Source organism: Photorhabdus namnaonensis (assembly GCF_001684335.1).
In the GTDB taxonomy this organism is placed as follows: Bacteria; Pseudomonadota; Gammaproteobacteria; order Enterobacterales; family Enterobacteriaceae; genus Photorhabdus; species Photorhabdus namnaonensis.
On sequence record NZ_LOIC01000082.1, the window covers coordinates 140,757 to 162,999 of the forward strand.

The window sequence follows — 22,243 nt, forward strand, 5'->3', positions numbered from 1 at the left end:
TGTTAGATTTTTATTCTGTTTACGGTAACATCTTATTAGTTCAAAATTGAAAATATATTCATCTTTTTAGATCAAAAGATGATCATTTTAAGTTTTGGCTAAAAAATATCCCTACCATATGGTAAGGATATTTTCATTACAGAAGCATTTGTTGATTAAAAAACAGGTTATTTATTTGATTAATCACACTGAACTTTAATTGCCAAACCACCACGGGATGTTTCACGATATTTAGCGTTCATGTCTTTACCTGTTTCGTACATGGTTTCAATAACTTTATCGAGGGAAACACGCGGTTCACTGGTACGGCGCAAAGCCATGCGTGCAGCGTTGATTGCTTTTACTGACGCGATGGCGTTTCGTTCGATACAAGGAACTTGTACCTGGCCTGCTACCGGGTCACAGGTAAGGCCGAGGTTATGTTCCATGCCGATTTCAGCCGCAACACAGACTTGCTCAGCGCTGCCGCCAAGCAGTTCAGCAAGGCCGGCTGCTGCCATTGAACAGGCAACACCCACTTCCCCTTGGCAGCCCACTTCAGCTCCAGATATTGATGCATTCATTTTATAGAGAATGCCGATAGCGCCGGAAGCGAGGAAATAGCGGATATAGAGCTCTGGCGTTACAGGTTCAATGCAGTGGTTGTAATAAGCGAGTACGGCAGGAACAATGCCACAAGCGCCGTTGGTTGGTGCGGTAACAACACGCCCACCCGCCGCATTTTCTTCATTGACTGCCAGGGCGAACATGTTCACTAAATCCACAACATTCATTGGATCATTGGACAGATTGTTTGATGAGGTCAGCATGCGATGTAGCGCCGCTGCCCGGCGTGGTACACGCAGTGGGCCAGGTAAAACCCCTTCCGTGTTCAAACCGCGCTCAATACAAGCCTGCATGGTATCCCAGACATCGGTAAAATAGGCATTAATTTCTTCTTTGCTGTGGAGATCCAACTCATTTTTCATCATTAAACCGGAAATAGATAACCCAGTTTTATTACAATTCATCAGTAATTCTTTTGCTGAATTGAATGGATATGAAACGGGTTTGGTATCCTGGGAAGGTTTACCAAAGTGTTCTTCATCAACAATAAAACCACCACCAATTGAGTAGTAGGTTTTGCTATAAACTTTTTTGTCCCCCGCGAATGCGTGAATTTGCATGCCGTTTTCATGTAATGACAAGTTATCACTACGGAAAACCATGCCGCTATCACGTGGGAAATCGACTTCATGTAAACCGTTGGCTAGCTTAATACGCTGTGTTTGCTCTACATCACGAATAAAACCGGGGATCGAATCAATATCAACGGTAGCGGGTAAATTCCCAGCCAGACCCATGATAATAGCGATATCCGTATGGTGACCCTTGCCGGTTAATGAGAGTGAGCCGTAAACATCGACGGCTACACGCGTGATAGAAGGCATTAATCCCTGGTTTACCAGATCGTCGACAAACTGTTTGCCGGCTTTCATCGGGCCAACCGTATGAGAGCTAGATGGACCAATACCGACCTTAAACATGTCGAAAACGCTAATCACGCCAGACTCCTTAAAAAAGATAGAGATATAGTTATATATATTGGGGCACGCTACTTTACTGTGATTTAGTAGTGTTGATAAGGGAGTTTACAGTTTTTTTTGAATTATGATAGCAATAGTGGTAAAAGCGGGCAAAAAAAGCACAAATTAGTTATCCTTTCAAACCTGAACTTGTTGAGCTAATTGATGCATTATCGTTGCTGTCAGCCCCCAAATGAGGTGTCCTTGGTACCAGTAAAAATAGATACGATTCTGCTGACCGCGACGGTTAATATCAAGATAATGATAACTCGAAAGTGAAAGCGCTTCTGATAGAGGCACTTCGAATATTTTGGCAACTTCTTCCGGGTTGCTGTGGAGGGATAATCCGGGGGGCAATAATCCGACAATAGGTGTCACCAGATAGCCACTGATGCTATTTAAAGGAGCGAGTTGTCCCAGAACCTGAACTTTCTGATGAGGTATGTCAACTTCTTCTTCCGCTTCCCGTAGCGCTGTCGCGATTATTGATTTATCTTTAGGATCAGCAACCCCTCCTGGAAAAGCGACTTGACCGGCATGTGATCGTAAAGTGGCGGAGCGCCGGGTTAATAATAGTGTTGGTTTCGGTTTGCAGATGATGGGTAATAACACCGCGGCATGGCGGTTGTTATCTAAAAGCCGTTTAGGTGGTGGTGGAAGTTGTAACTGAAATCTGTTGACGAAATCAGACAGCGATATCATATGACTTTTATTTTCCCTAGTTGTGGCAAAATACAATTCAACTTATCAAATGTTTCCTGATACTCTTTTTCGGCAATGCTGTCGGCGACGATCCCGCCACCAGCCCAACAATATATTTTTTCTTTCTCAGTTAAGAGGGTACGAATGGTGATATTGCTATCCATTGTACCACAGAAACTAATATAACCAATTGAGCCACAATATCCATGTCGGCGGTGAGGTTCAAGTTCTTCTATTATCTCCATCGCTCTGATTTTAGGCGCTCCGGTAATAGAACCTCCGGGAAAACAGGCACGTAATAGATCTGTGGCATGTTGTTCATTTGGCAGTGTTGCAGTGATTGTGCTAACCAGATGATGAACGGCAGGGAATTGTTCAACCACAAATAATTCAGGAACTTTAACTGACCCAGGTGTGGCTACCCGGCCAATATCATTCCGCAATAAATCGACGATCATCAAATTTTCAGCTTGGTCTTTTTTTGAAGCTGCTAATTTTTCAGCTTGCAGGGCGTCCTTTTCTGTATCACCTAAGCGCGGTAATGTTCCCTTGATAGGGCGAGTTTGAATTTGTTTATTTTCCAAGAGCAAAAAACGTTCGGGAGAGACACTGATAACGCTGTTTTCCGGTAAACGAATAAAGGCTGAAAAAGGTGCGCGGTTGCTCTCATTAAGTTTTATGAATGCTTGCCATTCATCTCCTTGGTAATCGGCGCAAAATCGTTGTGCCAGGTTAACTTGATAACAATCGCCACTTAACAGATAGTGATGAATGCGGTTAATTTTCTCATTATATTGTTTGGCGCTCATATTTGACTGCCATTCACTGGTCAACGTAAAAGTTGCTTTTGGTGAAGTTTGGTGAGATGTAAGCCAGTTCAGGCGCGTATCAACATCACTGTAACTGAATAAAACCACCTCTTTTTTATGATGATCAACAATCAGTGCCCAGTCATAAATACCTACTGCCATATCCGGAAATGAGAGATCATTTTTGGCCTGTGACGGTAATTCTTCAATATAACGCCCTAGATCATATCCCCATAAACCGAGCGCACCGCCCTGAAATGGCAAATCAGGATCAAGTTTTGCTGTGATATTTAATTTCTTTAGTTGTTTTTTTAGCAGGTGAAAGGGATCTTCCGCAGTAATATAGCTATCACCATCTTCGTTTATTTCAGTCGATTTATGATGACTGAGCAGTGTTATCCGTGGTTCTGCAACCATAATATCAAACCGGTTATGGGGGTGGTCGGCAGAACCAGAATGGAGCAGCATTGCCCAAGGTTGGTTTGAAATCGGCGCGAAATAGTTGATGGCAGCGTCTGGTTGATAAGGTAATTGCCGTTTTTGTAGTGAAATACTCATTATGATGTTGGTTTAGCAGTTGTAACGCAAAAGTTAGTCTTGATTTTAATCCCTACAGATTAACATAGAAATCCATTCCTTACTTGAGTTAAAAATCGCTATACTCCTCGGCATAGATCACTTTATAGAGGTTATTATCATGTTTTCGGATATGCCAACTTTATCCCATCAGGAACAGCAACTAGCAGTGGAAAAAATTCAGCAATTGATGGTTGAAGGAATGAGCAGTGGGGAAGCGATTGCGTTGGTTGCTCAAGAAATTCGTGAACAGCATCGAGGAAAAGAACAGGTGAATGTCGTGTTTGATGATGAAAAATGAACATAATTAAATTATTTATTTAACAATAATCACACATTTGTTTTACCTGACATGCTAGGTTAGCTCCATATTTAATCTCTTACTTTGAGATATTAACGGGAGGTAGTATGAAAGCATGTCATATCATTAACAGAGTTGGCCTATCGGGGGCTGCACTTTTGTTCACTGTTTCATCCACAGTATCTGCTGTATCGGAGAACAAACGTGTTGATAAATTTATTTCTTGCGATAATTTAACTAAATCGCAAATTGCCGCTCAAGTAAAGCGTGATTTTCTGCAAAACCGCATTAACCATTGGTTAGAAGATAGGAAGCAGTTAGGAACTTCTAAACCAGTGGTGTGGATAAAGGCGGAAAATATTACTGGTGATAAAGATATATTAAAAATTCCGCTAACTGTTCGTGGTTCTAAGCGTGACAAAGATTACCGTGTTGTCGTTGATTGTCAGCAAAATACGATTAGCTATAGCGAATTGAAATAACATTTTCTGCTAGTTATCTCTACCCGTCGTTAGACGGATACCAGGTTTGGTGTTAGTCAGTAAAGGAAATGTTATGTCAGAATTGAGAAAATTATATCCGGTTTGTGAAGCTTATCGTTCGGGTTATTTGGATACAGGCGATGGGCATCAAATTTATTGGGAATTGTGTGGTAATCCTGTAGGTAAGCCTGCTGTGTTTATTCATGGCGGGCCGGGAGGTGGAATTGCCTCTTATCACCGTCGGTTATTCGACCTGAAGAAATATCATGTCATGCTATTCGATCAGCGTGGTTGTGGGCGTTCAAAACCTCATGCCAGTTTGGAAAATAATACCACTTGGCATTTAGTTGAAGATATTGAGCGTTTACGTCAATTGATGGGGGTGGAAAAATGGCTGGTATTTGGTGGCTCGTGGGGTTCAACTTTATCTTTAGTTTATGCCCAGACTCATCCTCAACGCGTTTCTGAATTAATTCTTCGGGGAATTTTCTTGCTGAGACCACAAGAGTTGCACTGGTATTATCAGGATGGCGCTTCTAATTTCTTCCCTGACAAATGGCAACGCACAGTATCTATTTTATCGGAGGAAGAACGAAAGGATGTGATCGGAGCATATAATAAGCGGCTGACCAGTGATGACCTTCGTGTGCAATTAGAAGCCGCTCGTCTTTGGAGTTTGTGGGAAGGGGAGACGGTGACATTGCTTCCTTCAAATAGTGTGGAGTGTTTTGCAGAAGATGAGTTTGCTTTGGCATTTGCTCGGATTGAGAACCACTATTTTATCAATGAAGGTTTTATGAATGAGGAGCAGCAACTGTTGAATAATATTGACGTTATACGGGATATTCCGGCAGTTATCATTCATGGCCGATATGATATGGCTTGCCGGGTGCAAAATGCTTGGGATTTAGCGCAGGCATGGCCGGAGGCGGAATTACATATTATTGAAGGAGCAGGGCATTCATTTGATGAGCCGGGTATTTTACATCAGCTTATTAGTGCGACAGATAGGTTTGCCGATCAGTGATTGGATATAGCCACCGGTTATCCGGTGGTTACCCATTTTTATTGGATTATCAGCGGCCTTTGGGTTCGTAGGGTAAACGGGAAAATTGTTTGGATAATTGGCGATAATACACTAAACGTTGTTGAAAATATTGCCGTAGATATTCGGGTTGCTCTTGTTCAACGGTATCAGGCAGTACTGGCATATTGTAACGCTCCTTAAAAGCTACGCCGGAGGCTGCCAAATCAACATTCACTTTATCCATGTTCTCTGTGGAAAGTTCGGCCAGATTATGTTTCATAAGTGTCTTTCTCATTCATACCAAAGTGATAAAACTAATCTAGAAGAGTTTTTCTGGCAAGGTCTGAATTGATTATTTTATAAATATAAATAATATTCATTATCATTAAATATAGAAATTCCTTGATGAAGATTATTTTGTAAATGTAATTCATTTTCATTTAAATATATTAAATGAGATTCATTTTCATTTTATTTATCAGGAAATATATTTATATTTCAATATGATATGTATATTTAATTTATTTTCTCTTATTGGGTTTTATTATTCTAATTTAATTGGCATAATATAGGTGAATTAATGACTGGAGTATCTATTATGTTAAACCGAGAAATGATTGATAAATTAAATGAGCAGATGAATCTGGAGTTCTATTCTGCGAATTTATATCTACAAATGAGTGCATGGTGCGGTGAACAAGGATTACCTGGCGCTGCTGCGTTTTTTAAATCACACTCCCAGGAAGAAATGCAGCATATGCATCGTTTGTTTGATTATCTGAGTGATACAGGTGCAATGCCACGTTTGGGGCAAATTGATGCGCCTTCCGCCGATTATGAATCTATAACCCATGTACTCAATAGAACTTATGAACACGAGAAGTTTATTACTGCCGAAATTAATAAACTTGCTCATTTGGCGATAACCACGCAGGATTATTCTACTTTTAACTTTCTGCAATGGTATGTAGCGGAACAGCATGAAGAAGAGAAATTGTTTAAATCTATCCTTGATAAATTAGGTATGGTTGGCGAGGATGGTAAAGCACTTTTCCTATTGGATAAGGATCTGAAAGGTCTGGCTGCTGCAAATCCTGTCTAATGAAATGGAATTAATTAGCCGCAGTAGTCGCAATAACTTTAGGTATTTAAAGTCAATGCTGCGGTTTTCCTTTATTTTTGCGCGATAGTTCACAAGACGAAATTCTCATTGTAAGTTATCGCAGATAAGATAACTCTTTTGATATAAAATGATGACGATTTATAGAGATTCATTTGAAAATTAAGAGGTTATTGATGACCATTAACACAATCCGCTCTTTTTGCCGAAAGTTATCTGCTTTAATTGTTCTTTTTGTTGGCATATCTTGCCAGCAAGCTTTGGCCCATGCGCACTTAACAGAACAAATTCCGGCAGAAGATACTACCGTAGAAAATACGCCGCAGGTAATCACGCTAAGCTTTTCAGAAGGTATTGAACTGAATTTTAGTAAAGTAAAAGTGACTGGCCCGGAAAATAAATCCATTAAAACCGGAAAATTGAAGCTTGATCCGGCAACTAATACAAAACTGATTCTTCCTATCGAAGATAAACTAACGACAGGGAGATATGATGTGAACTGGAGCGTGGTCTCTGTTGATGGGCATAAGACTAAAGGTGTCTATAGCTTTACAGTGAAGTAATTATGTCTCTGGCGGCGCTGTATATTCTTTGTCGCTTCACCCATTTTGTGGCAGTTATGTTAATGTTTGGCTTTAGCGTATTTACTGCCATCCTGGTTCCTGAGCGTTTATCTGTTCTGATTGATGCACGCCTTCGTTTAGGGGTAATTATCAGTACCGTTGTGACATTAATAACAACAATTGGATGGTTGGCAATTCAAGCGGGAATAATGGGTGATGGCTGGCAGGATATTTATAATCTAGAAATCTGGTTGGCAGTACTGGGAACAACTTTTGGTAAAGTTTGGCAATGGCAAATACTGATTTCCATAGTTGCTACGGGGCTTTTGTTTATCAGTAAACAAAAAGCCAGAAATATTCTGATGTTAATCAGTTCTACGGTTTTACTCTCCTGCCATGCCTTTATAGGCCATTCGGTAATGCATGGTGGGATGACAGGCGTTTTTTCTCAGGTCAATCAGGTAATTCACTTAGTGAGTGTTGGGTATTGGTTTGGTGGATTATGGCCCTTTTTGTTATGTCTGCAATTTTTACGGATACAAAATGAATTGGCTATGGGGTTGGATAAACAGATCATGGTTTCTATGATGCGTTTTTCCACGTATGGGCACGTTGCTGTAACTTTGATTATTATAACGGGTATCATAAGCAGCTTAATTTTGCTGCCGAACTGGCCGAAATATAGCGGCAGTGAATATCAATCCATGCTATGGCTGAAGATAGCATTAGTGGCGGGCATGGTGATGCTAGCATTAATTAACCGCTATATCCTGGTTCCCAAACTGAAACAACCTGGCCGTTATCAGTTGTTGATTATCAATAGTTGGATTGAAATTATCCTCGGAGCATTGGTTTTATTATGTGTTGCTGTTTTTGCCACTTATCAACCAGTTTGATTTTCTTAAGTAATTATCTGTCTCGATAGGTGCTATTGGTGTAGTCTATTCTTGGTACTAAATATATAGTGAATATGGAAAAAGCTGGAGTGTACAGATAGTGTGTGAAAAGATCCACTTCGCTCGCTTTTATATCTACATTGGTAACTATTATGAAACGTTTACTCTTATTACTTTCCTTGTTTTGTCTCTCATTTCAAAATGTTGCTGCACCGATTAAAACGGTAAGTAAGCTACAATTTGGTGATAAATGGGCATTTACACGGGAAGAGGTGATGTTGGATTGCCGGGCAAATAAGGCTCTGTTTGTGATTAACCCAAGTACGTTAGTGCAATACCCATTGAATGATATAGCTACAGAGATGATGAAGGTAGGGAAAGTGAATGCTAAATCTTTGGATATTATTTTATTGGATGATAGCAAGAATCCAACTCAAAAAATGAGTATAAAGCCATTCCAACAAGCAGCTTTAGCATTGTGCGATAAAAAATAATGTCATTGAGTAAGCGATAGCGTCTATATTTGGCTTAATGGAAGATGTTGTTTTTGATTATTTATTATCCAAAAAGTTGGTAAAATGCAAGTATGTCAGCTACGCTTTAAGTTGTAAGTTGTTTTTCGTCTCAATGACACTTTTAGCGCACGGCTCTTAAGAGCCATTTTCCCTAGGCCGAGTAGAGGAGTCAACTCGGCCTTTTTTTGTCACAAGTTTTGTGGACATCAGACCACCCTCATAACCCATGCATGTCTTTGTCTATCATAATGCTTTCTGTAGAGAAGAATGTGTTTATCGTTTAATAAGGCGGGAATACTGGTGTGTTCATCCCATCCATCCAACTGCATACAGAGTTCGCGGTCGGAATTACAGGGAATGCTGATGGTGATATCATCCTCTTCAGAAGGTGAAGAGAGAATAGCATCATCAATTTCGTAGCTGGAAATTCTTAATATTGTCTGGTTCATGATCGCTCCTTAACTTTTAGATAACAGGTAAGACCAGTGTGGCCATCATTGAGGATAGATCAAATAGCTGAGATTTCCAGTAATAATATTTTCTATGTTGGATAATCGGTAGATGATATTGCTGTTATAATTATCTGTTCTAAAACTTACTATCGTCATATTGCTTTTTTTATCTTTGTCATTCTTTGACCTTTTATACATTCAGTAGGAAATATTTATTTGGTGTGGTAGTAAGGAGTAAAAGTGTTAGTGATGGTGTAGTAAATGCAATAATTCTACGGATAAATTGTTTGAATGTTTTGTTTTTTACTACACAACCAGTCAATTCTCAAATGAAAGAGGCTAATGAGCGACACTGCTATCAGATAATTGATCTTTATAATTGTGGAAAAGTTCAATTTAATTTTATTGTATGGGAACCTGGAGGTGCTGACAGTGAATCATATTCATACTGGTTGCGCCTCTGATAATGTTTTGGTAAGTAGTGTGATATCTCACAAGCTTTTGCAAGTATTCAATAAATATATTAAAGGATATCTTATTAAAGATAGTAAAGAATTTACGTCAGTGTGACAGACTGTTAACCTTATTGTTATGGGCATTTGATATTTTTTTGATATAAAAATAGAGATGCGTTTTGTGAATTTCATCGGATAGGTCAATTATGAATAAAAATGAGTTCTATCGGGAGCTTACGGGGGACTTAAAAGCTCTGTTGTCTGGTGAGTATGACTTAATAGCAACGCTGGCTAATGCCGGTGCATTGTTGTATGAACGCTTGCATGATGTTAACTGGGTTGGCTTTTACCTGATTGATGGCGATACGTTGGTGTTAGGGCCATTTCAGGGAAAAGTTGCTTGTGTCAGAATACCTGTTGGCAAGGGGGTATGCGGAACGGCTGTATTAGAAAAGCGCATCCAGCGTGTTGATGATGTTCATGCGTTCCCAGGCCATATCGCCTGTGATGCCGCTAGTAACGCTGAAATTGTGTTGCCGTTGATCGTAAGCGATAGAATCATCGGTGTATTGGATATTGATAGTACGGTCTTTAATAGGTTCGACGAGAAAGACGAATTTGGCTTACAAACCCTTATTGATGGGCTTTGTGCTCATTTAGAACAGTGCGTTATGCCTAAATATGTTGAATTGAATGTAACTTAACATATGGATAACGTGGCATTTATCAGCAACGCTATTATAATGACGCCAGTTCATGCCTATGCTGGTTGGCAAAACCGTTGTAATCAGGAAATTTCATGGAAAATCAACCTAAGTTGAATAGTAGTAAAGAGATTATTGCATTTTTAGCTGAGCGTTTCCCGCTCTGTTTCGTAGCAGAAGGTGAAGCTCGTCCTTTAAAGATCGGTATTTTTCAAGATATCGTTGAACGTATTCAGGACGAAGAGTGTTTAAGTAAAACACAACTGCGCTCCGCCTTACGTCTGTACACATCAAGTTGGCGCTATTTGTATGGTGTTAAAGAAGGTGCACAGCGTGTTGACCTTGATGGTAATTCATGCGGTGAACTGGAAGCGGAACACATTGAGCACGCTCTCCAGCAACTGACTGAAGCCAAAGCACGGGTTCAGGCACAGCGTGCGGAGCAAAGAGCTAAGAAACGTGAAGCTGAAAATGCGGCGGCTGGTGAAAAAAATGAACGGCCCGCAGCCAAGAAACCTGCACCTCGTCGCCGTGCTAACAATACTGAGGGGGAAAAACGGCAGCAACAGCCACGCCAACAAAAGCGTCCTCAGCAAGCACGTAAGCCAGTTGCTAAACCTGCTCAACCTTCACCTACTCAGATTATCGATGTTTCATCGCTGAAAATTGGTCAGGAAATTAAAGTAAGAGTGGGTAAGAGTTCAGTGGATGCTTCTGTGCTTGAGATCGCCAAAGATGGTGTACGAGTACAATTGCCTTCCGGTTTGGCAATGATTGTACGCGCAGAACATTTACAGTTCTGATACGGAGGCCAACCTGGGCATGAACAAATTCGTCAGACTGGCTTTTGTCTTAGGTGTTTCAATTTTTGGTACTTGTTATGCAAATACAAACAGTCCAGTGGCTGTTCCTGTTGGTATTGAACAACTACCTATATTGAAGCAGGAACCTCAGCATTCAACAGTGAGCGAGCGGGTAACATCCCGCTTCACTCGTTCTCATTATCGCCAATTTGATTTAAATGGTGATTTTTCGGCAAAAATATTTGATCGTTACCTCAATATACTGGATTACAGCCATAACATATTATTAGCGTCAGATATTGCTCAGTATGCCGATAAGAAAAAGTTGTTAGGCAAGGAATTGGAAAGTGGGAATCTGGAAATTCCATATGACTTGTTTAATTTGTTACAGAAACGTCGCTTTGAGCGTTATCAGTACGCTTTATCGCGTCTTGAACAGCCAATGAATTTTAATGGTAACGATACAATTGATGTTGATCGTTCCAAAGCCCCTTGGCCACAGAGTGTGGAAGAGCTAAATAAACTTTGGGATGCTAAAGTTAAGTATGATTGGCTCAACCTCAAGCTCAGTGGCAAAGAGGACAATAAAATCAAAGAGATGCTCACCAAACGTTATCAATCTGCGTTAAAACGTCTGACACAAAGTCAAAGTGAAGATGTTTTCCAATTGATTATGACTGCGTTTGCTCGTGAAATTGATCCTCATACCAATTATCTTTCACCACGCAATACTGAACAGTTTAACTCAGAAATGAGTCTTTCCCTGGAAGGGATTGGTGCTGTTTTGCAAATAGATGATGACTATACGGTTATAAATTCTTTGGTTGCTGGTGGACCTGCCGCCAAAAGCAAAGCATTAAACGTGGGCGATAAGATTATTGGTGTTGCTCAGTCAGGTAAGTCTATGGTGGATATTATCGGCTGGCGTCTGGATGATGTGGTTGCGCTGATTAAAGGTCCTAAAGGGAGTAAAGTACGGCTTGAGGTTATTTCTGATACCAAAGGAGCAAAACCACGTACTGTTACTTTAACTCGTGAACAGATCCGTTTGGAAGATCGGGCTGTGAAGATGTCAGTTAAGACAGTTGGTCAGGAAAAAGTGGGTGTTCTTGATATCCCCGGTTTTTATGTTGGTTTGACTGATAATGTTAAAACGCAATTACAAAAACTGATCAAACAGCATGTCAGCGCTATTGTCATTGATTTGCGTAGCAATGGTGGTGGTGCGCTGACAGAGGCGGTTTCTTTATCAGGCTTGTTTCTCCCAAGTGGCCCGATTGTCCAGGTTAGAGATAATAATGGAAAAATCCGTCAGGATTCTGATACCGATGAAGTGGTGTACTATAAAGGACCTTTGGTTGTTCTGGTAGACCATTTTAGTGCTTCCGCTTCTGAAATTTTTGCCGCGGCAATGCAGGATTATGGGCGAGCGTTGATTGTTGGTGAACCGACTTTTGGTAAAGGCACAGTTCAGCAATATCGTTCTTTGAGTCGTATTTACGATCAAATGATGCGTCCTGATTGGCCGTCACTGGGCTCTGTCCAATATACGATTCAGAAGTTCTATCGTGTCAATGGCGGTAGTACTCAGCGTAAAGGGGTTACTCCTGATATCGTAATGCCAACGGGGGTTGATCCGGCAGAAACGGGGGAAAGTTTCGAAGATAATGCTTTGCCTTGGGATAGCGTTCCGGCTGCCCGTTATACAGGGTCTAAAATTATTGCCGCGTTAGTTCCTCAGTTGAATACCGCTCACAATGCTCGTATTACAACTGATCCAGAGTTCAAGTATATCAATGAGGATATTACTCACTATAAGGCAATGAAAGAGCATAAAAATCTTGTTTCTTTGAACTACGCACAAAGAGAGAAAGAGAATAAGGAAGCGGATGCTCTGAAGTTGAATCGCATAAATGATCGCTTTAAACGCGAGGGTAAAAAACCGTTAACTTCACTGGATGATTTACCTAAAGATTATCAAGGGCCAGATCCCTATCTTGATGAGTCAGTGAAGATTGCACTTGATTTAGCGCATCAACCTGCTGAGAAAATGTTAGCTAAATCTAAGTAAAATAATGGGTTAAAGCCTGTCAATGATTAATGCCCAATACCGTTCGCTTGAGATGTTTTGAGTGAGCGGTATATTGGGTTTTCAATAAAATAATATGAACAGCCTTTTTAAGGTGTTCTTTCTTTTCAGAAAAGATGAATTATTTCACATTTTCTCAGCTTTACTAGGTGTTGGAGTATTTTGTTTAACCAATTGGTGTTAGGCTAATGCGGATTTTTTTATGATTTTGTAAAGTTGTGTTGATCTTATCGCTTCACAGGTTAAAAGCCTTGAATATAGCAAGAACAGCCTTATTTATAGAGTAGTTCTGAAAGTGCATTTATGATTATTAATAAAGGAAGCCGGTTTTTATGATGCGAATTGTTTTGTTCCTCCTCACTAACCTCGCTGTTATGTTGGTGTTCGGGATAATACTTTCTTTGACAGGAATTCAGAGGAGTAGTGTACAAGGTTTGATGATTATGGCTGGCCTGTTTGGTTTCGGGGGAGCATTTGTTTCCCTGTTGATGTCCAAATGGATGGCTCTGCGTTCTGTGGGTGGTCAGGTCATAGAACAGCCAGCAAATGAAGTTGAACATTGGTTAGTTGAAACTGTTCGTCGTCAAGCGGAACAGGTCAATATCGCCATGCCCCAGGTTGCGATTTATGCCGCGCCTGATATTAACGCATTCGCTACCGGAGCGCGTCGTAATGCTTCTCTGGTAGCTGTCAGCACCGGTCTGTTGGACAACATGAGTAGGGCGGAAGCAGAAGCTGTTATTGCTCATGAGATTAGTCATATTGCTAATGGTGATATGGTGACGATGACCTTGTTGCAAGGGATAGTAAATACTTTCGTTATCTTTATTTCTCGTCTGCTGGCTCAGGCGGTATCAAGTTTCCTGTCTGGCAACAGCGATGAGGAAGAGAGTAACCCTTCTGGTAATCCAATTGTTTACATGGTTGTTTCAATGGTGCTGGAAATAGTATTTGGTATTCTGGCGAGCATTATCACAATGTGGTTCTCACGTTACCGCGAGTTCCATGCAGATGCTGGTTCTGCCAAGTTGGTCGGCCGTGAGAAAATGATTGCTGCTTTACAGCGCCTGAAAACCAGTTATGAACCGCAGGAAGAAGGCAGTATGATGGCGTTCTGTATTAATGGTAAAGCAAAAACATTCAGTGAGCTGTTCATGTCTCACCCACCATTGGACAAACGTATTGAAGCGCTGCGTAGTGGACAATACCTGAATAAATAGCCCTGAAAAATAGTATTGTGAATAAAATAAAAAGCCGGGAAATCAAAACCCGGCTTTTTTACAATTTTTGAAGTCTTAAATTATAGCTGACTTAATTCAACCTGTTCTTCCTGATCGAAGATAGTTTTATCAGTTTGTCCCATCAGTTGGCTGGTAATAGTACCCGCGGTCATTGAGCCACTTACATTCAGTGCCGTACGGCCCATATCAATGAGAGGCTCGACAGAAATCAATAAAGCAATCAACGTCACAGGTAATCCCATTGCAGGTAAGACAATCAGTGCCGCAAACGTAGCACCGCCACCTACACCGGCGACGCCAGCAGAGCTAATAGTGACAATACCAACGAGTGTTGCAATCCACATCGGGTCAAGAGGATTTATGCCCACGGTTGGAGCAACCATTGCTGCTAACATGGCGGGATAAATCCCGGCACAGCCATTCTGACCAATTGTTGCTCCGAAAGAGGCTGAGAAACTGGCGATAGATTCTGGCACGCCAATACGGAGTGTCTGGGTTTCGACATTCAGTGGAATACTGGCCGCACTAGAACGGCTGGTGAATGCAAAGGTCAACACCGGCCAGGTTTTTTTGAAAAATCTAAGTGGATTGATGCCGATGAGAGAGAGCAGAAACCCGTGAACAACAAACACGAGTGCTAATGCAATGTAAGATGCGATAACAAAGGTTCCCAGTTTTGCAATTTCATGGATATTAGAGTTGGCGACAACTTTGGTCATCAGGGCCATAACACCGTACGGCGTTAAGCGCATAACCAGACGAACCAGTTTCATTACCCATGCTTGTATCGTATCGATAGCGACTAATATGCGCTCACCCCTCTCATGATCATCTTTTAACATTTGCAGGGCTGCGATACCTAAGAAGGTTGCAAAAATGACAACGCTGATAACAGAGGTTGGATTAGCGCCGGTTAAATCTGCAAATGGATTTTTAGGAATAAAAGATAAAATCAATTGTGGTACAGATAGATCAGAGACTTTGCTGACGTAGTTGTTTTCGATAGCAGACAGGCGGGTTGTTTCTTGAGGACCTTGAATCAGACCTTCAGCGGTTAGGCCAAACAGGTTGATAATCATGATACCGATAAGCGCTGCAATCATGGTAGTAAATAGCAACGCGCCAATAGTCAGAAAACTGATTTTTCCTAGAGAAGATGCTTTGTGTAATTTGGCAACCGCGCTCAAAATAGAGGCGAATACCAGAGGCATAATGACCATTTGTAGAAGCTGTATGTAACCATTACCTACAATGTTGAACCATGATATAGACTCCTTCACTATGGCATTATCAGAGCCATAAATTAATTGCAGCGCCAAACCAAAAATAATGCCAATGGCAAGGCCAGCAAAAACCTTTTTCGACAGGTTCCATTGCCGTGAACTGGCTTTTGACAATAGCAAAAGCAGTGCTACGAAGACGAGCACATTCGAAATGAGTGGTAAATTCATCCCCAAACTCCAGAATTCAATTTAGTTAAGTCATAAGTTGTATCGAATCGTGTAAGTTTGCAAACGAACACATTACAACAAGCAGTTGGAGAATATAGTATCAGCTTAAATTATTCTCATTTATAACTATATAGAATTTAATATAACAAATGTGACTTTTAAGATTGATTTTTAGTCAATTAGAACATTAGAAATAGAGATCTTTGATGCGATTGATATAAAAAAATATAGAGCATTCAATATGTTCTGGTAGAAAAACGGCAATGACAATTAATAGAGCAGAAATAAACCTTTCTGCTTTCTTGTTTCCTTGTTTGCCAAGCACAGGTAGACAGAAGCGTATTTTGATGGGCCATAATAACGGCACACCTGCGGGCGTTAGCATATCTGCAATCAGGTGGCTCAAATAGCCAACAATCATGGCATGGAAAAAATCAGTTGGGATTAGCCACTCTTCCGGTATTTTTAGCCAAAATAAAGTAATCCCTAATATAAGAGCGAGTAAGCTGTGAGTAAATCCTCTATGACCACAGAGTTTGGCAACGGGAATGGAGATAAATCTGAATAATCTACCCAAGGTTGAATTAGGGTGATCGATATCAGGTAACAAGGCAGTAAGCAGCACCCCTGGTAGCATATGCAGCCAGTCTCCATTAGCTATCTCTGGTGTTATTTCTAGTTTGCGTGCCAAGATAATGCTGGCGACTGAAAACAAAAGATGCCCTTCCGCGGTCATAAATTCCTCTGACTAATAACTGTCTATCCATACAGTTGGCGAAGTATAGAGGGTTTTACGTGGGTAAGATAGAGGGTGAAAAGCAAAAATATCTTATTTATTAATATATAACGTTAATATCTAATTAAATTTTTATTTGACAGAATAAGATATAAGCGCTGCGGCTGTTATGTGAACAATTGAGAAGCTGCCATCGATATCAAAAAATGGCCGCTTTTATTGGTAAATGAAAAGACATTTAGTATCTCTCTTTGGTCAGACAGTTAGCGAGAGCTGATTGTAACAACCTCAGTGAATGAAATCTTTTCCTGATTGGGAACATGGTGAGAAATCCTTAGTTAATTAAATATAAAGTTAAATTTGGTGATTGATGGGCTATGATTAGCCAAAAATAAAATCTGCTTATTGCTATGAGGGGTATCAATGACTTACCAAAAAGCCGGATACATCGCTATTATTAAGCGAGTTTTAGGTTGGATGATTTTTATTCCGGCACTTTTATCGACCATGGTTTCTGTGATCAATCTTGCCTGGTTGCATGGTATTAAAGGTGATGGTATCAACGCTGTTTTGGATGATTTGCTGAAAATGATGGCTGAAATGGTGCGTTTTAATACCCCATTTCTGGATTTCTTCTGGAAAAATTCGCCAACACCTGATCATCTGGCTGACTTTACCGGGTCAACACTTGGTTTCCTGATTATCTATTTTCTTATTTTTTTCGGCCTTGCTATGAATGCATCAGGTCAACGTATGTACAGGCAAGTAAAGTTTGTACGCGAAAATATTGAAGATCAGCTTATTATTGAAAAAGCTAAAGGCAATAATGGACTGACGAGAGAACAGATTGAATTAAAGATTAAACTTCCTCGTCATACACTGTTCAGTCAGATTTATATCTTATATATTTCACCGGTAATTATCGGTGCAATTTTTTATTTTCTATTGAAAATCTTAGGCTGGTAGATTCTCCGGTTGGCTATAGCTGCGGAATAAGGGTTTCGCAGCTTGATTACCTACTTATTAGCTACTTTCAATCAAAATATTATCAATAATATTCTGAGCCGCAATAAGATTATCACCACCAAACAGATTACACCGGTTAAGCAAATAATAGAGCTGATACACGGGTTGTCGTTCGATAAAGTTGGCAGGGAGTGGCCATACGCTCTGATAGCCATCAAAAATTTGCATCGGTAAATCAGGGTATAACGGTAACATAGCGAAATCACATTCACGATCTCCCCAATAACAGGCTGGGTCGAAGGCAACGGCTTGATCGTCTAACGAAGCACAATTAGCAGGCCAGAGATCGCCATGTAAAAGAGAGGGTTGTGGCTGATGGTGTTGAAGTTTGTTACTTATGGCTTGAACGATATTATCAATGTCGCCAAATATCATGTTTTTTTCCGCTGCGATTTGTAATTGCCAACCAATCCGTTTTTCCGCATAAAATTGGTGCCAACGTCGTTGCCAGCCATTGGGTTGTGGTGTCGTTGCCAGCATATTGTCAAAATCAAAACCGAATTGAGGTTGCTCACTCCATTGATGAAGTTTTGCCAGTTGTTGACCGAAGCAATAGGCACTGTGAGGGTCAAAAGATTTTAAAGGCAGAAATTCAAGCAAGAGAAAGCTATGGTCACGGGTATTGCCGATACCATAAACAGTTGGAACACGGATAGTCTGGCTGCGTGCCAAGAGTTCAAGTTGTTCTGATTCTGCTTTGAAGACAGGGAGCATTTCCCGCAGGTTTGATTTGACAAAAATTTGTCGTTTTCCATGTGTGATTCGCCAAGCTTGGTGGATGTCCCCTCCGGCTAACTCAGTTTTATCGTGAATTTCAGCAACACCGAAATGTTCGTTTAACAAACGATTTATTGCTTGCCACATGGTTCACCTCTCTACGTCATCAATTACTTTATGAACAATTATAGTCAGAGAAAATATATGATCAGGTAAAAAATATGATTAACAGGGTTATATCTCAAAACAGATATAACCCTTTTTGTTATTGGTTGGGTTCGTTAGAGATTTGTAGAGCAGCTTGATACGTTTTACGTTTAGACTTTGTTCTTACAAGTTTTATCTGACTGTAAGCCAGTGCCAGTGTAAAGAAGATTGCCTGAACAATAACAATGCATGGCCCCGTTGCGCCATCAATGTGGAAACTGATCAGAGTACCCAGGACACAGGAACAGACCGATGCAATGATAGCGACAATTAACATTCGGTCAAAACTGCGGCATAACATGAAAGCGATAATGCCTGGTGATATCAACATTGCAATAACCAAAATCATTCCCACTGCTTGCAGGGAAGCGACGATGGTCATGGACAGCAGGCAAAGCAAACCATAATGTAAAAGCTTAACAGGTAATCCCACAACGCGTGCTTGGTTCGGATCGAAGCAGTAAAGCATAAAGTCTTTGCGCTTTAGCAGTACCACCGCCATAGTGATGCCGGTAATCCATAATGTTTGGTTCAACTCATCTTTAGTGATCCCTAGTATATTTCCGAACAGAATATGAGTGAGATGTTGGTCGGTATCCATACGGGCAAAAAGAACTAAACCAAAGGCAAACATACCTGAAAAGACAATTCCCATGACAGTATCTTCTTTTATCCGGCTATGTTCTTTCAGATATCCCGTTGCAACAGCACAAAAAATACCGGAAAGAAATGCGCCAATAGCCAGTGGTATACCGGCAGCGAAAGCCAGCACAATACCTGGTAATACAGCGTGAGAAATGGCGTCTCCCATTAACGACCAGCCTTTAAGAACCAGATAGCAAGAGAGCATTGCACATACCGCACCTGTTACAATCGCGGCGAATATCGCTCGTTGCATAAATGGAAACATAAACGGCTCAGTGAGAAACTGTATTAACTCATTCACGGTTGTGTCTCCTGAGCCAATGCTGAGGATTCTTTTTTGGCGCGTATACGTGAAGCGAATAGTCCATGTTTTGGCGCAAAGAAGAATGCCAGTAGGAAAATAACGGTTTGTAGTGTGACAATGACACCACCAGTAGCGCCGTTAAGGAAGAAACTTAGGTAAGCCCCAAATGCACTGGTCAGAGAACCAATAGTAACGGCAATGATCAGCAGATGCTTAAAACGATCGGTTAATAAGTAAGCTGTTGCGCCTGGAGTGACTACCATTGCAATCACCAGAATAGCGCCGACAGTTTGTAAGGCTGCGACAGTACAAGCACTCAACAAAGTAAAAAAAATGATTTTCATCCGCAAGGGAGATAAGCCGATAGAGCGTGCGTGCGTTTCATCAAAAAAGACAACGAGCAAATCTTTCCAGATAAACATGAGTACGATAAATGAAATTGCGATAATGATTTCAACTTGGAGAACATCTTCATCAGCGATGCCAAGGATATTGCCGAAAATAATGGTTTGTACGTTAACGGAAGTAGGATTGAGAGAAACGATTAATAAGCCGGCTGCAAAGAAAGTGGAAAAAATGAACCCGATCACCGCATCTTCGCGTAAGCGAGTGATATGACGAACCAAAGTCATAGACAGAGCTGCCAGCATTCCGGTAAAAAAAGCACCCCCCGCATAAGGGAGACCCAGTGCGTAAGCACCAGCGACGCCAGGCACGACTGAGTGAGAAAGAGCATCTCCCATCAATGACCAGCCTTTTAGCATCAGGTAGGAGGAAAGGAAAGCACAGACGGCACCGACGATAGCACTAACCCAGATGGCTTTTACCATGTAATTGTAGTGAAAAGGTTGCAGCAAAAGTTCTGTCATGATTGGCGCTTCTCCTTATGCTGACTCTGCCGCGGCGGAACATGGTGATCATGACCATAAAATACGGCTGCGCGTTCATCATCAGTAATAACCGTCAAGGAGCGTGGGTCATCGTCGTCATGTAATTCCCGGCCGGATAGATTAATATGGCGAAGCACTCCACCAAAAGTCATCTCTAAATTTTTTTGGGTGAACGTTGTTTCTGTTGGGCCGCTTGCCAGAACAGTCCGGTTGATTAAGATAACGTGATCGCAGAATTCAGGCACGCTGCCAAGGTTATGTGTGGAAACCAGAACCAGATGGCCCTCATCACGTAAATCACATAGTAGGTCAATGATGGCATTTTCTGTTTTTACATCAACACCAGTGAAAGGTTCATCCAGTAATAGGACTTTGCCTTCCTGAGCTAGCGCTCTTGCAAGAAAAACCCGTTTTTTTTGTCCGCCTGAGAGCTCGCCAATCTGCCGGTTGCGTAGGGCTGTTAAGCCGACACGTTCAAGTGCTTTATCAACAGCTTGGTGATCTTTTTTACTTGGGATTCTCAGGAAGCCCATTTTCCCATAGCGACCCATCATAACGACATCAGAAACCAATACTGGAAAGTTCCAGTCGACTTCTTCTGTTTGAGGGACATATGCAATAATATTTTTCTTCAAAGCATTTTTGACTGGCATATCACTCAGAGTTACTTTTCCCTGAGATGGGCTTACCAGCCCCATGATGGTCTTAAACAGTGTGGATTTACCACTACCGTTAATGCCCACCAATGCACAGATAGTTCCACCGGTGATAGAAAAACTTGCATCATAAATAGCTGTGTGACCGTTATTATAAGTCACAGTGGCGTCATCGACGACTAAATGAGGACGTTCAAACAGCATATTGCTATTCATTGATTAAATCCTTTTGCGATTGTATCTACAGTTTTGTTCAGTAAATCAATATAAGTTGGTACTGGGCCGTCACTGCCGGAGAGTGAATCTACATAAAGAACGCCACCATAATGGGCATCTGTTTCTTTACTGACTTGTTTGGCTGGTTTATCTGAAATTGTACTTTCGCTAAATACAACTGGGATTTTGTTTGCCCTTACAGTATCAATGACATGACGAACTTGTTGTGGCGAACCCTGTTCTTCCGCATTAATCGGCCATAGATAAACTTCCTTGAATTGGTAATCTTTAGCTAAATAGCTAAAAGCCCCTTCACTAGTGACTAACCAACGTTGATCTTGTGGAATACGGGAAAGACGTTCTCGCAGTGGAGAATCCAATTGGGCGATTTTTTCAGCGTAGGCTTTAGCGTTCCTATTATAAATTTCTGCATTTTCAGGATCGTATTTCACAAATGCTTGGCGGATATTCTCGATATAGACCAAAGCATTTGTGGGTGACATCCAGGCGTGAGGATTAGGATTCCCGTTGTAAGGCCCTTCACGGATAGGGAGTGGTTCAATGCCGTCAGTAATAACAACGGCAGGTACATCTTTAAGGTTTTCAAAGAAGCGTTCAAACCAGCGCTCTAGATTTAGCCCATTCCAAAGGATCAAATCAGCATGTTGAGATTTTATAATATCTTTGGGGGTAGGTTGGTAATCATGGATTTCGGCGCCAGGTTTAGTAATTGATTCAACAATCGCCGCATCACCTGCTACGTTTTGTGCGATATCTTGGATGATAGTAAAGGTAGTGACGACTTTAAATTGTTTAGCGGCAGATGCCTGACGGCTAAATAAAATTATAGATAAGAGAATTAACATAATTCCCAGAACAGGAGGAGAAAGTAAAAGCAGAGAAAGTTTTTTCTTCATCAATTCAAACCTTACTTGTTATAAGTATATATATGATAACGATTATCAATATCATCTAAGTAAAGTCAAGATTATAAAATTTGGGAACAGCGATTGTTGCGATAGTTATTCCATATGAATATGAACACGAATACAGTGAAAAGTTAAGTAAAAATATTTTTAGATTGTAAACGAAATT

Annotated in this window: 24 protein-coding genes; 12 read left to right on the plus strand and 12 right to left on the minus strand. The window is 40.9% G+C overall.

What is annotated here, in order from left to right:
• Nucleotides 1-179: 179 nt before the first annotated feature.
• The 3 genes from Phpb_RS17320 to pabB form a co-directional block, all read right to left on the minus strand.
• Nucleotides 180-1,544, minus strand: a complete 1,365-nt coding sequence (locus tag Phpb_RS17320; protein WP_065391432.1) for an L-serine ammonia-lyase — start codon at nucleotides 1,542-1,544, stop codon at nucleotides 180-182.
• A gap of 159 nt (nucleotides 1,545-1,703) precedes the next feature.
• Nucleotides 1,704-2,267 (minus strand): CoA pyrophosphatase, encoded by a 564-nt coding sequence (locus tag Phpb_RS17325; protein ID WP_065391433.1) that lies wholly within the window; start codon nucleotides 2,265-2,267, stop codon nucleotides 1,704-1,706.
• The gene (gene pabB / locus Phpb_RS17330) at nucleotides 2,264-3,634 is read right to left on the minus strand and encodes an aminodeoxychorismate synthase component 1 (protein WP_065391434.1); all 1,371 of its coding nucleotides are present in this window, start codon (nucleotides 3,632-3,634) and stop codon (nucleotides 2,264-2,266) included. The genes Phpb_RS17325 and pabB overlap by 4 nt, the downstream gene beginning before the upstream one ends.
• A gap of 139 nt (nucleotides 3,635-3,773) precedes the next feature.
• Here pabB and Phpb_RS17335 point away from each other — a divergent pair, with 139 nt between their 5' ends.
• From Phpb_RS17335 to pip, 3 genes are all read left to right on the plus strand, one after another.
• Nucleotides 3,774-3,953: a YoaH family protein gene (locus Phpb_RS17335; RefSeq protein ID WP_036781980.1), complete on the plus strand. Its 180-nt coding sequence runs from the start codon at nucleotides 3,774-3,776 to the stop codon at nucleotides 3,951-3,953.
• A 107-nt stretch (nucleotides 3,954-4,060) separates the two neighbouring features.
• On the plus strand, nucleotides 4,061-4,435 hold the full coding sequence (gene yebF, locus Phpb_RS17340) for a protein YebF (RefSeq protein WP_065391435.1): 375 nt from the start codon (nucleotides 4,061-4,063) through the stop codon (nucleotides 4,433-4,435).
• A gap of 73 nt (nucleotides 4,436-4,508) precedes the next feature.
• The gene (pip, locus tag Phpb_RS17345; protein ID WP_040153326.1) at nucleotides 4,509-5,462 is read left to right on the plus strand and encodes a prolyl aminopeptidase; all 954 of its coding nucleotides are present in this window, start codon (nucleotides 4,509-4,511) and stop codon (nucleotides 5,460-5,462) included.
• A gap of 49 nt (nucleotides 5,463-5,511) precedes the next feature.
• Here pip and Phpb_RS17350 read toward each other — a convergent pair whose 3' ends face one another.
• A complete protein-coding gene (locus Phpb_RS17350; protein ID WP_065391436.1) occupies nucleotides 5,512-5,742 on the minus strand; it encodes a DNA polymerase III subunit theta in 231 nt (76 codons plus the stop codon).
• Nucleotides 5,743-6,060: 318 nt separating this feature from the next.
• On the opposite strand from Phpb_RS17350, the gene ftnA reads away from it, so the two are divergent.
• The 4 genes from ftnA (at nucleotide 6,061) to Phpb_RS17370 (ending at nucleotide 8,535) form a co-directional block, all read left to right on the plus strand.
• Nucleotides 6,061-6,564, plus strand: a complete 504-nt coding sequence (ftnA, locus tag Phpb_RS17355) for a non-heme ferritin (RefSeq protein WP_036782010.1) — start codon at nucleotides 6,061-6,063, stop codon at nucleotides 6,562-6,564.
• Nucleotides 6,565-6,758: 194 nt separating this feature from the next.
• Entirely contained in the window at nucleotides 6,759-7,145 is a 387-nt protein-coding gene (gene yobA, locus Phpb_RS17360) for a CopC domain-containing protein YobA (RefSeq protein WP_065391437.1), read from the plus strand.
• 2 nt (nucleotides 7,146-7,147) lie between these two features.
• Nucleotides 7,148-8,041 carry a copper homeostasis membrane protein CopD gene (gene copD, locus Phpb_RS17365; RefSeq protein WP_065391438.1) on the plus strand — a complete coding sequence of 298 codons (894 nt, stop codon included), beginning with the start codon at nucleotides 7,148-7,150 and terminating at the stop codon, nucleotides 8,039-8,041.
• A gap of 152 nt (nucleotides 8,042-8,193) precedes the next feature.
• Entirely contained in the window at nucleotides 8,194-8,535 is a 342-nt protein-coding gene (locus Phpb_RS17370) for a YebY family protein (protein WP_065391439.1), read from the plus strand.
• Between the two features lie 227 nt (nucleotides 8,536-8,762).
• Here the strand turns inward: Phpb_RS17370 and Phpb_RS17375 are convergent, their stop codons facing one another.
• On the minus strand, nucleotides 8,763-9,005 hold the full coding sequence (locus Phpb_RS17375; RefSeq protein WP_036781993.1) for a DUF1480 family protein: 243 nt from the start codon (nucleotides 9,003-9,005) through the stop codon (nucleotides 8,763-8,765).
• Between the two features lie 664 nt (nucleotides 9,006-9,669).
• Here Phpb_RS17375 and Phpb_RS17380 point away from each other — a divergent pair.
• The 4 genes from Phpb_RS17380 (at nucleotide 9,670) to htpX (ending at nucleotide 14,279) form a co-directional block, all read left to right on the plus strand.
• The gene (locus Phpb_RS17380; protein WP_065391440.1) at nucleotides 9,670-10,167 is read left to right on the plus strand and encodes a GAF domain-containing protein; all 498 of its coding nucleotides are present in this window, start codon (nucleotides 9,670-9,672) and stop codon (nucleotides 10,165-10,167) included.
• Between the two features lie 95 nt (nucleotides 10,168-10,262).
• Nucleotides 10,263-10,970: an RNA chaperone ProQ gene (proQ, locus tag Phpb_RS17385; protein WP_046397544.1), complete on the plus strand. Its 708-nt coding sequence runs from the start codon at nucleotides 10,263-10,265 to the stop codon at nucleotides 10,968-10,970.
• 19 nt (nucleotides 10,971-10,989) lie between these two features.
• On the plus strand, nucleotides 10,990-13,041 hold the full coding sequence (gene prc / locus Phpb_RS17390) for a carboxy terminal-processing peptidase (RefSeq protein WP_065391441.1): 2,052 nt from the start codon (nucleotides 10,990-10,992) through the stop codon (nucleotides 13,039-13,041).
• A 350-nt stretch (nucleotides 13,042-13,391) separates the two neighbouring features.
• Nucleotides 13,392-14,279, plus strand: coding sequence for a protease HtpX (gene htpX / locus Phpb_RS17395; RefSeq protein ID WP_065391442.1), 888 nt, complete (start codon nucleotides 13,392-13,394; stop codon nucleotides 14,277-14,279).
• A gap of 80 nt (nucleotides 14,280-14,359) precedes the next feature.
• Here htpX and Phpb_RS17400 read toward each other — a convergent pair whose 3' ends face one another.
• Complete coding sequence (locus tag Phpb_RS17400) at nucleotides 14,360-15,751, minus strand: L-cystine transporter (protein ID WP_065391443.1); 1,392 nt, start codon at nucleotides 15,749-15,751, stop codon at nucleotides 14,360-14,362.
• 187 nt (nucleotides 15,752-15,938) lie between these two features.
• Nucleotides 15,939-16,487, minus strand: a complete 549-nt coding sequence (locus Phpb_RS17405) for a metal-dependent hydrolase (protein WP_065391444.1) — start codon at nucleotides 16,485-16,487, stop codon at nucleotides 15,939-15,941.
• Nucleotides 16,488-16,910: 423 nt separating this feature from the next.
• Between Phpb_RS17405 and Phpb_RS17410 the strand changes: the two genes are divergently transcribed.
• Nucleotides 16,911-17,453, plus strand: a complete 543-nt coding sequence (locus Phpb_RS17410) for a YniB family protein (RefSeq protein WP_065391445.1) — start codon at nucleotides 16,911-16,913, stop codon at nucleotides 17,451-17,453.
• Nucleotides 17,454-17,510: 57 nt separating this feature from the next.
• On the opposite strand, the gene Phpb_RS17415 is transcribed toward Phpb_RS17410, so the two are convergent.
• From Phpb_RS17415 to Phpb_RS17435, 5 genes are all read right to left on the minus strand, one after another.
• Entirely contained in the window at nucleotides 17,511-18,377 is an 867-nt protein-coding gene (locus Phpb_RS17415) for a fructosamine kinase family protein (protein WP_065391446.1), read from the minus strand.
• 118 nt (nucleotides 18,378-18,495) lie between these two features.
• Nucleotides 18,496-19,347, minus strand: coding sequence for a metal ABC transporter permease (locus Phpb_RS17420; RefSeq protein ID WP_205634802.1), 852 nt, complete (start codon nucleotides 19,345-19,347; stop codon nucleotides 18,496-18,498).
• A gap of 32 nt (nucleotides 19,348-19,379) precedes the next feature.
• Entirely contained in the window at nucleotides 19,380-20,255 is an 876-nt protein-coding gene (locus Phpb_RS17425) for a metal ABC transporter permease (RefSeq protein WP_065391448.1), read from the minus strand.
• Entirely contained in the window at nucleotides 20,252-21,148 is an 897-nt protein-coding gene (locus Phpb_RS17430; protein WP_065391449.1) for a manganese/iron ABC transporter ATP-binding protein, read from the minus strand. Before Phpb_RS17430 ends, Phpb_RS17425 begins: the two co-directional genes overlap by 4 nt.
• Nucleotides 21,145-22,065, minus strand: a complete 921-nt coding sequence (locus Phpb_RS17435) for a metal ABC transporter substrate-binding protein (RefSeq protein ID WP_065391450.1) — start codon at nucleotides 22,063-22,065, stop codon at nucleotides 21,145-21,147. Before Phpb_RS17435 ends, Phpb_RS17430 begins: the two co-directional genes overlap by 4 nt.
• Between the last annotated feature and the right edge of the window lie 178 nt (nucleotides 22,066-22,243).

Coding starts and splice junctions, on each gene's coding strand:
- Phpb_RS17325 (WP_065391433.1), bottom strand. CDS start 2,267: ATGATATCGCTGTCTGATTTCGTCAACAGATTTCAGTTACAACTTCCA.
- pabB (WP_065391434.1), bottom strand. CDS start 3,634: ATGAGTATTTCACTACAAAAACGGCAATTACCTTATCAACCAGACGCT.
- Phpb_RS17335 (WP_036781980.1), top strand. CDS start 3,774: ATGTTTTCGGATATGCCAACTTTATCCCATCAGGAACAGCAACTAGCA.
- yebF (WP_065391435.1), top strand. CDS start 4,061: ATGAAAGCATGTCATATCATTAACAGAGTTGGCCTATCGGGGGCTGCA.
- pip (WP_040153326.1), top strand. CDS start 4,509: ATGTCAGAATTGAGAAAATTATATCCGGTTTGTGAAGCTTATCGTTCG.
- Phpb_RS17350 (WP_065391436.1), bottom strand. CDS start 5,742: ATGAAACATAATCTGGCCGAACTTTCCACAGAGAACATGGATAAAGTG.
- ftnA (WP_036782010.1), top strand. CDS start 6,061: ATGTTAAACCGAGAAATGATTGATAAATTAAATGAGCAGATGAATCTG.
- yobA (WP_065391437.1), top strand. CDS start 6,759: ATGACCATTAACACAATCCGCTCTTTTTGCCGAAAGTTATCTGCTTTA.
- copD (WP_065391438.1), top strand. CDS start 7,148: ATGTCTCTGGCGGCGCTGTATATTCTTTGTCGCTTCACCCATTTTGTG.
- Phpb_RS17370 (WP_065391439.1), top strand. CDS start 8,194: ATGAAACGTTTACTCTTATTACTTTCCTTGTTTTGTCTCTCATTTCAA.
- Phpb_RS17375 (WP_036781993.1), bottom strand. CDS start 9,005: ATGAACCAGACAATATTAAGAATTTCCAGCTACGAAATTGATGATGCT.
- Phpb_RS17380 (WP_065391440.1), top strand. CDS start 9,670: ATGAATAAAAATGAGTTCTATCGGGAGCTTACGGGGGACTTAAAAGCT.
- proQ (WP_046397544.1), top strand. CDS start 10,263: ATGGAAAATCAACCTAAGTTGAATAGTAGTAAAGAGATTATTGCATTT.
- prc (WP_065391441.1), top strand. CDS start 10,990: ATGAACAAATTCGTCAGACTGGCTTTTGTCTTAGGTGTTTCAATTTTT.
- htpX (WP_065391442.1), top strand. CDS start 13,392: ATGATGCGAATTGTTTTGTTCCTCCTCACTAACCTCGCTGTTATGTTG.
- Phpb_RS17400 (WP_065391443.1), bottom strand. CDS start 15,751: ATGAATTTACCACTCATTTCGAATGTGCTCGTCTTCGTAGCACTGCTT.
- Phpb_RS17405 (WP_065391444.1), bottom strand. CDS start 16,487: ATGACCGCGGAAGGGCATCTTTTGTTTTCAGTCGCCAGCATTATCTTG.
- Phpb_RS17410 (WP_065391445.1), top strand. CDS start 16,911: ATGACTTACCAAAAAGCCGGATACATCGCTATTATTAAGCGAGTTTTA.
- Phpb_RS17415 (WP_065391446.1), bottom strand. CDS start 18,377: ATGTGGCAAGCAATAAATCGTTTGTTAAACGAACATTTCGGTGTTGCT.
- Phpb_RS17420 (WP_205634802.1), bottom strand. CDS start 19,347: ATGTTTCCATTTATGCAACGAGCGATATTCGCCGCGATTGTAACAGGT.
- Phpb_RS17425 (WP_065391448.1), bottom strand. CDS start 20,255: ATGACAGAACTTTTGCTGCAACCTTTTCACTACAATTACATGGTAAAA.
- Phpb_RS17430 (WP_065391449.1), bottom strand. CDS start 21,148: ATGAATAGCAATATGCTGTTTGAACGTCCTCATTTAGTCGTCGATGAC.
- Phpb_RS17435 (WP_065391450.1), bottom strand. CDS start 22,065: ATGAAGAAAAAACTTTCTCTGCTTTTACTTTCTCCTCCTGTTCTGGGA.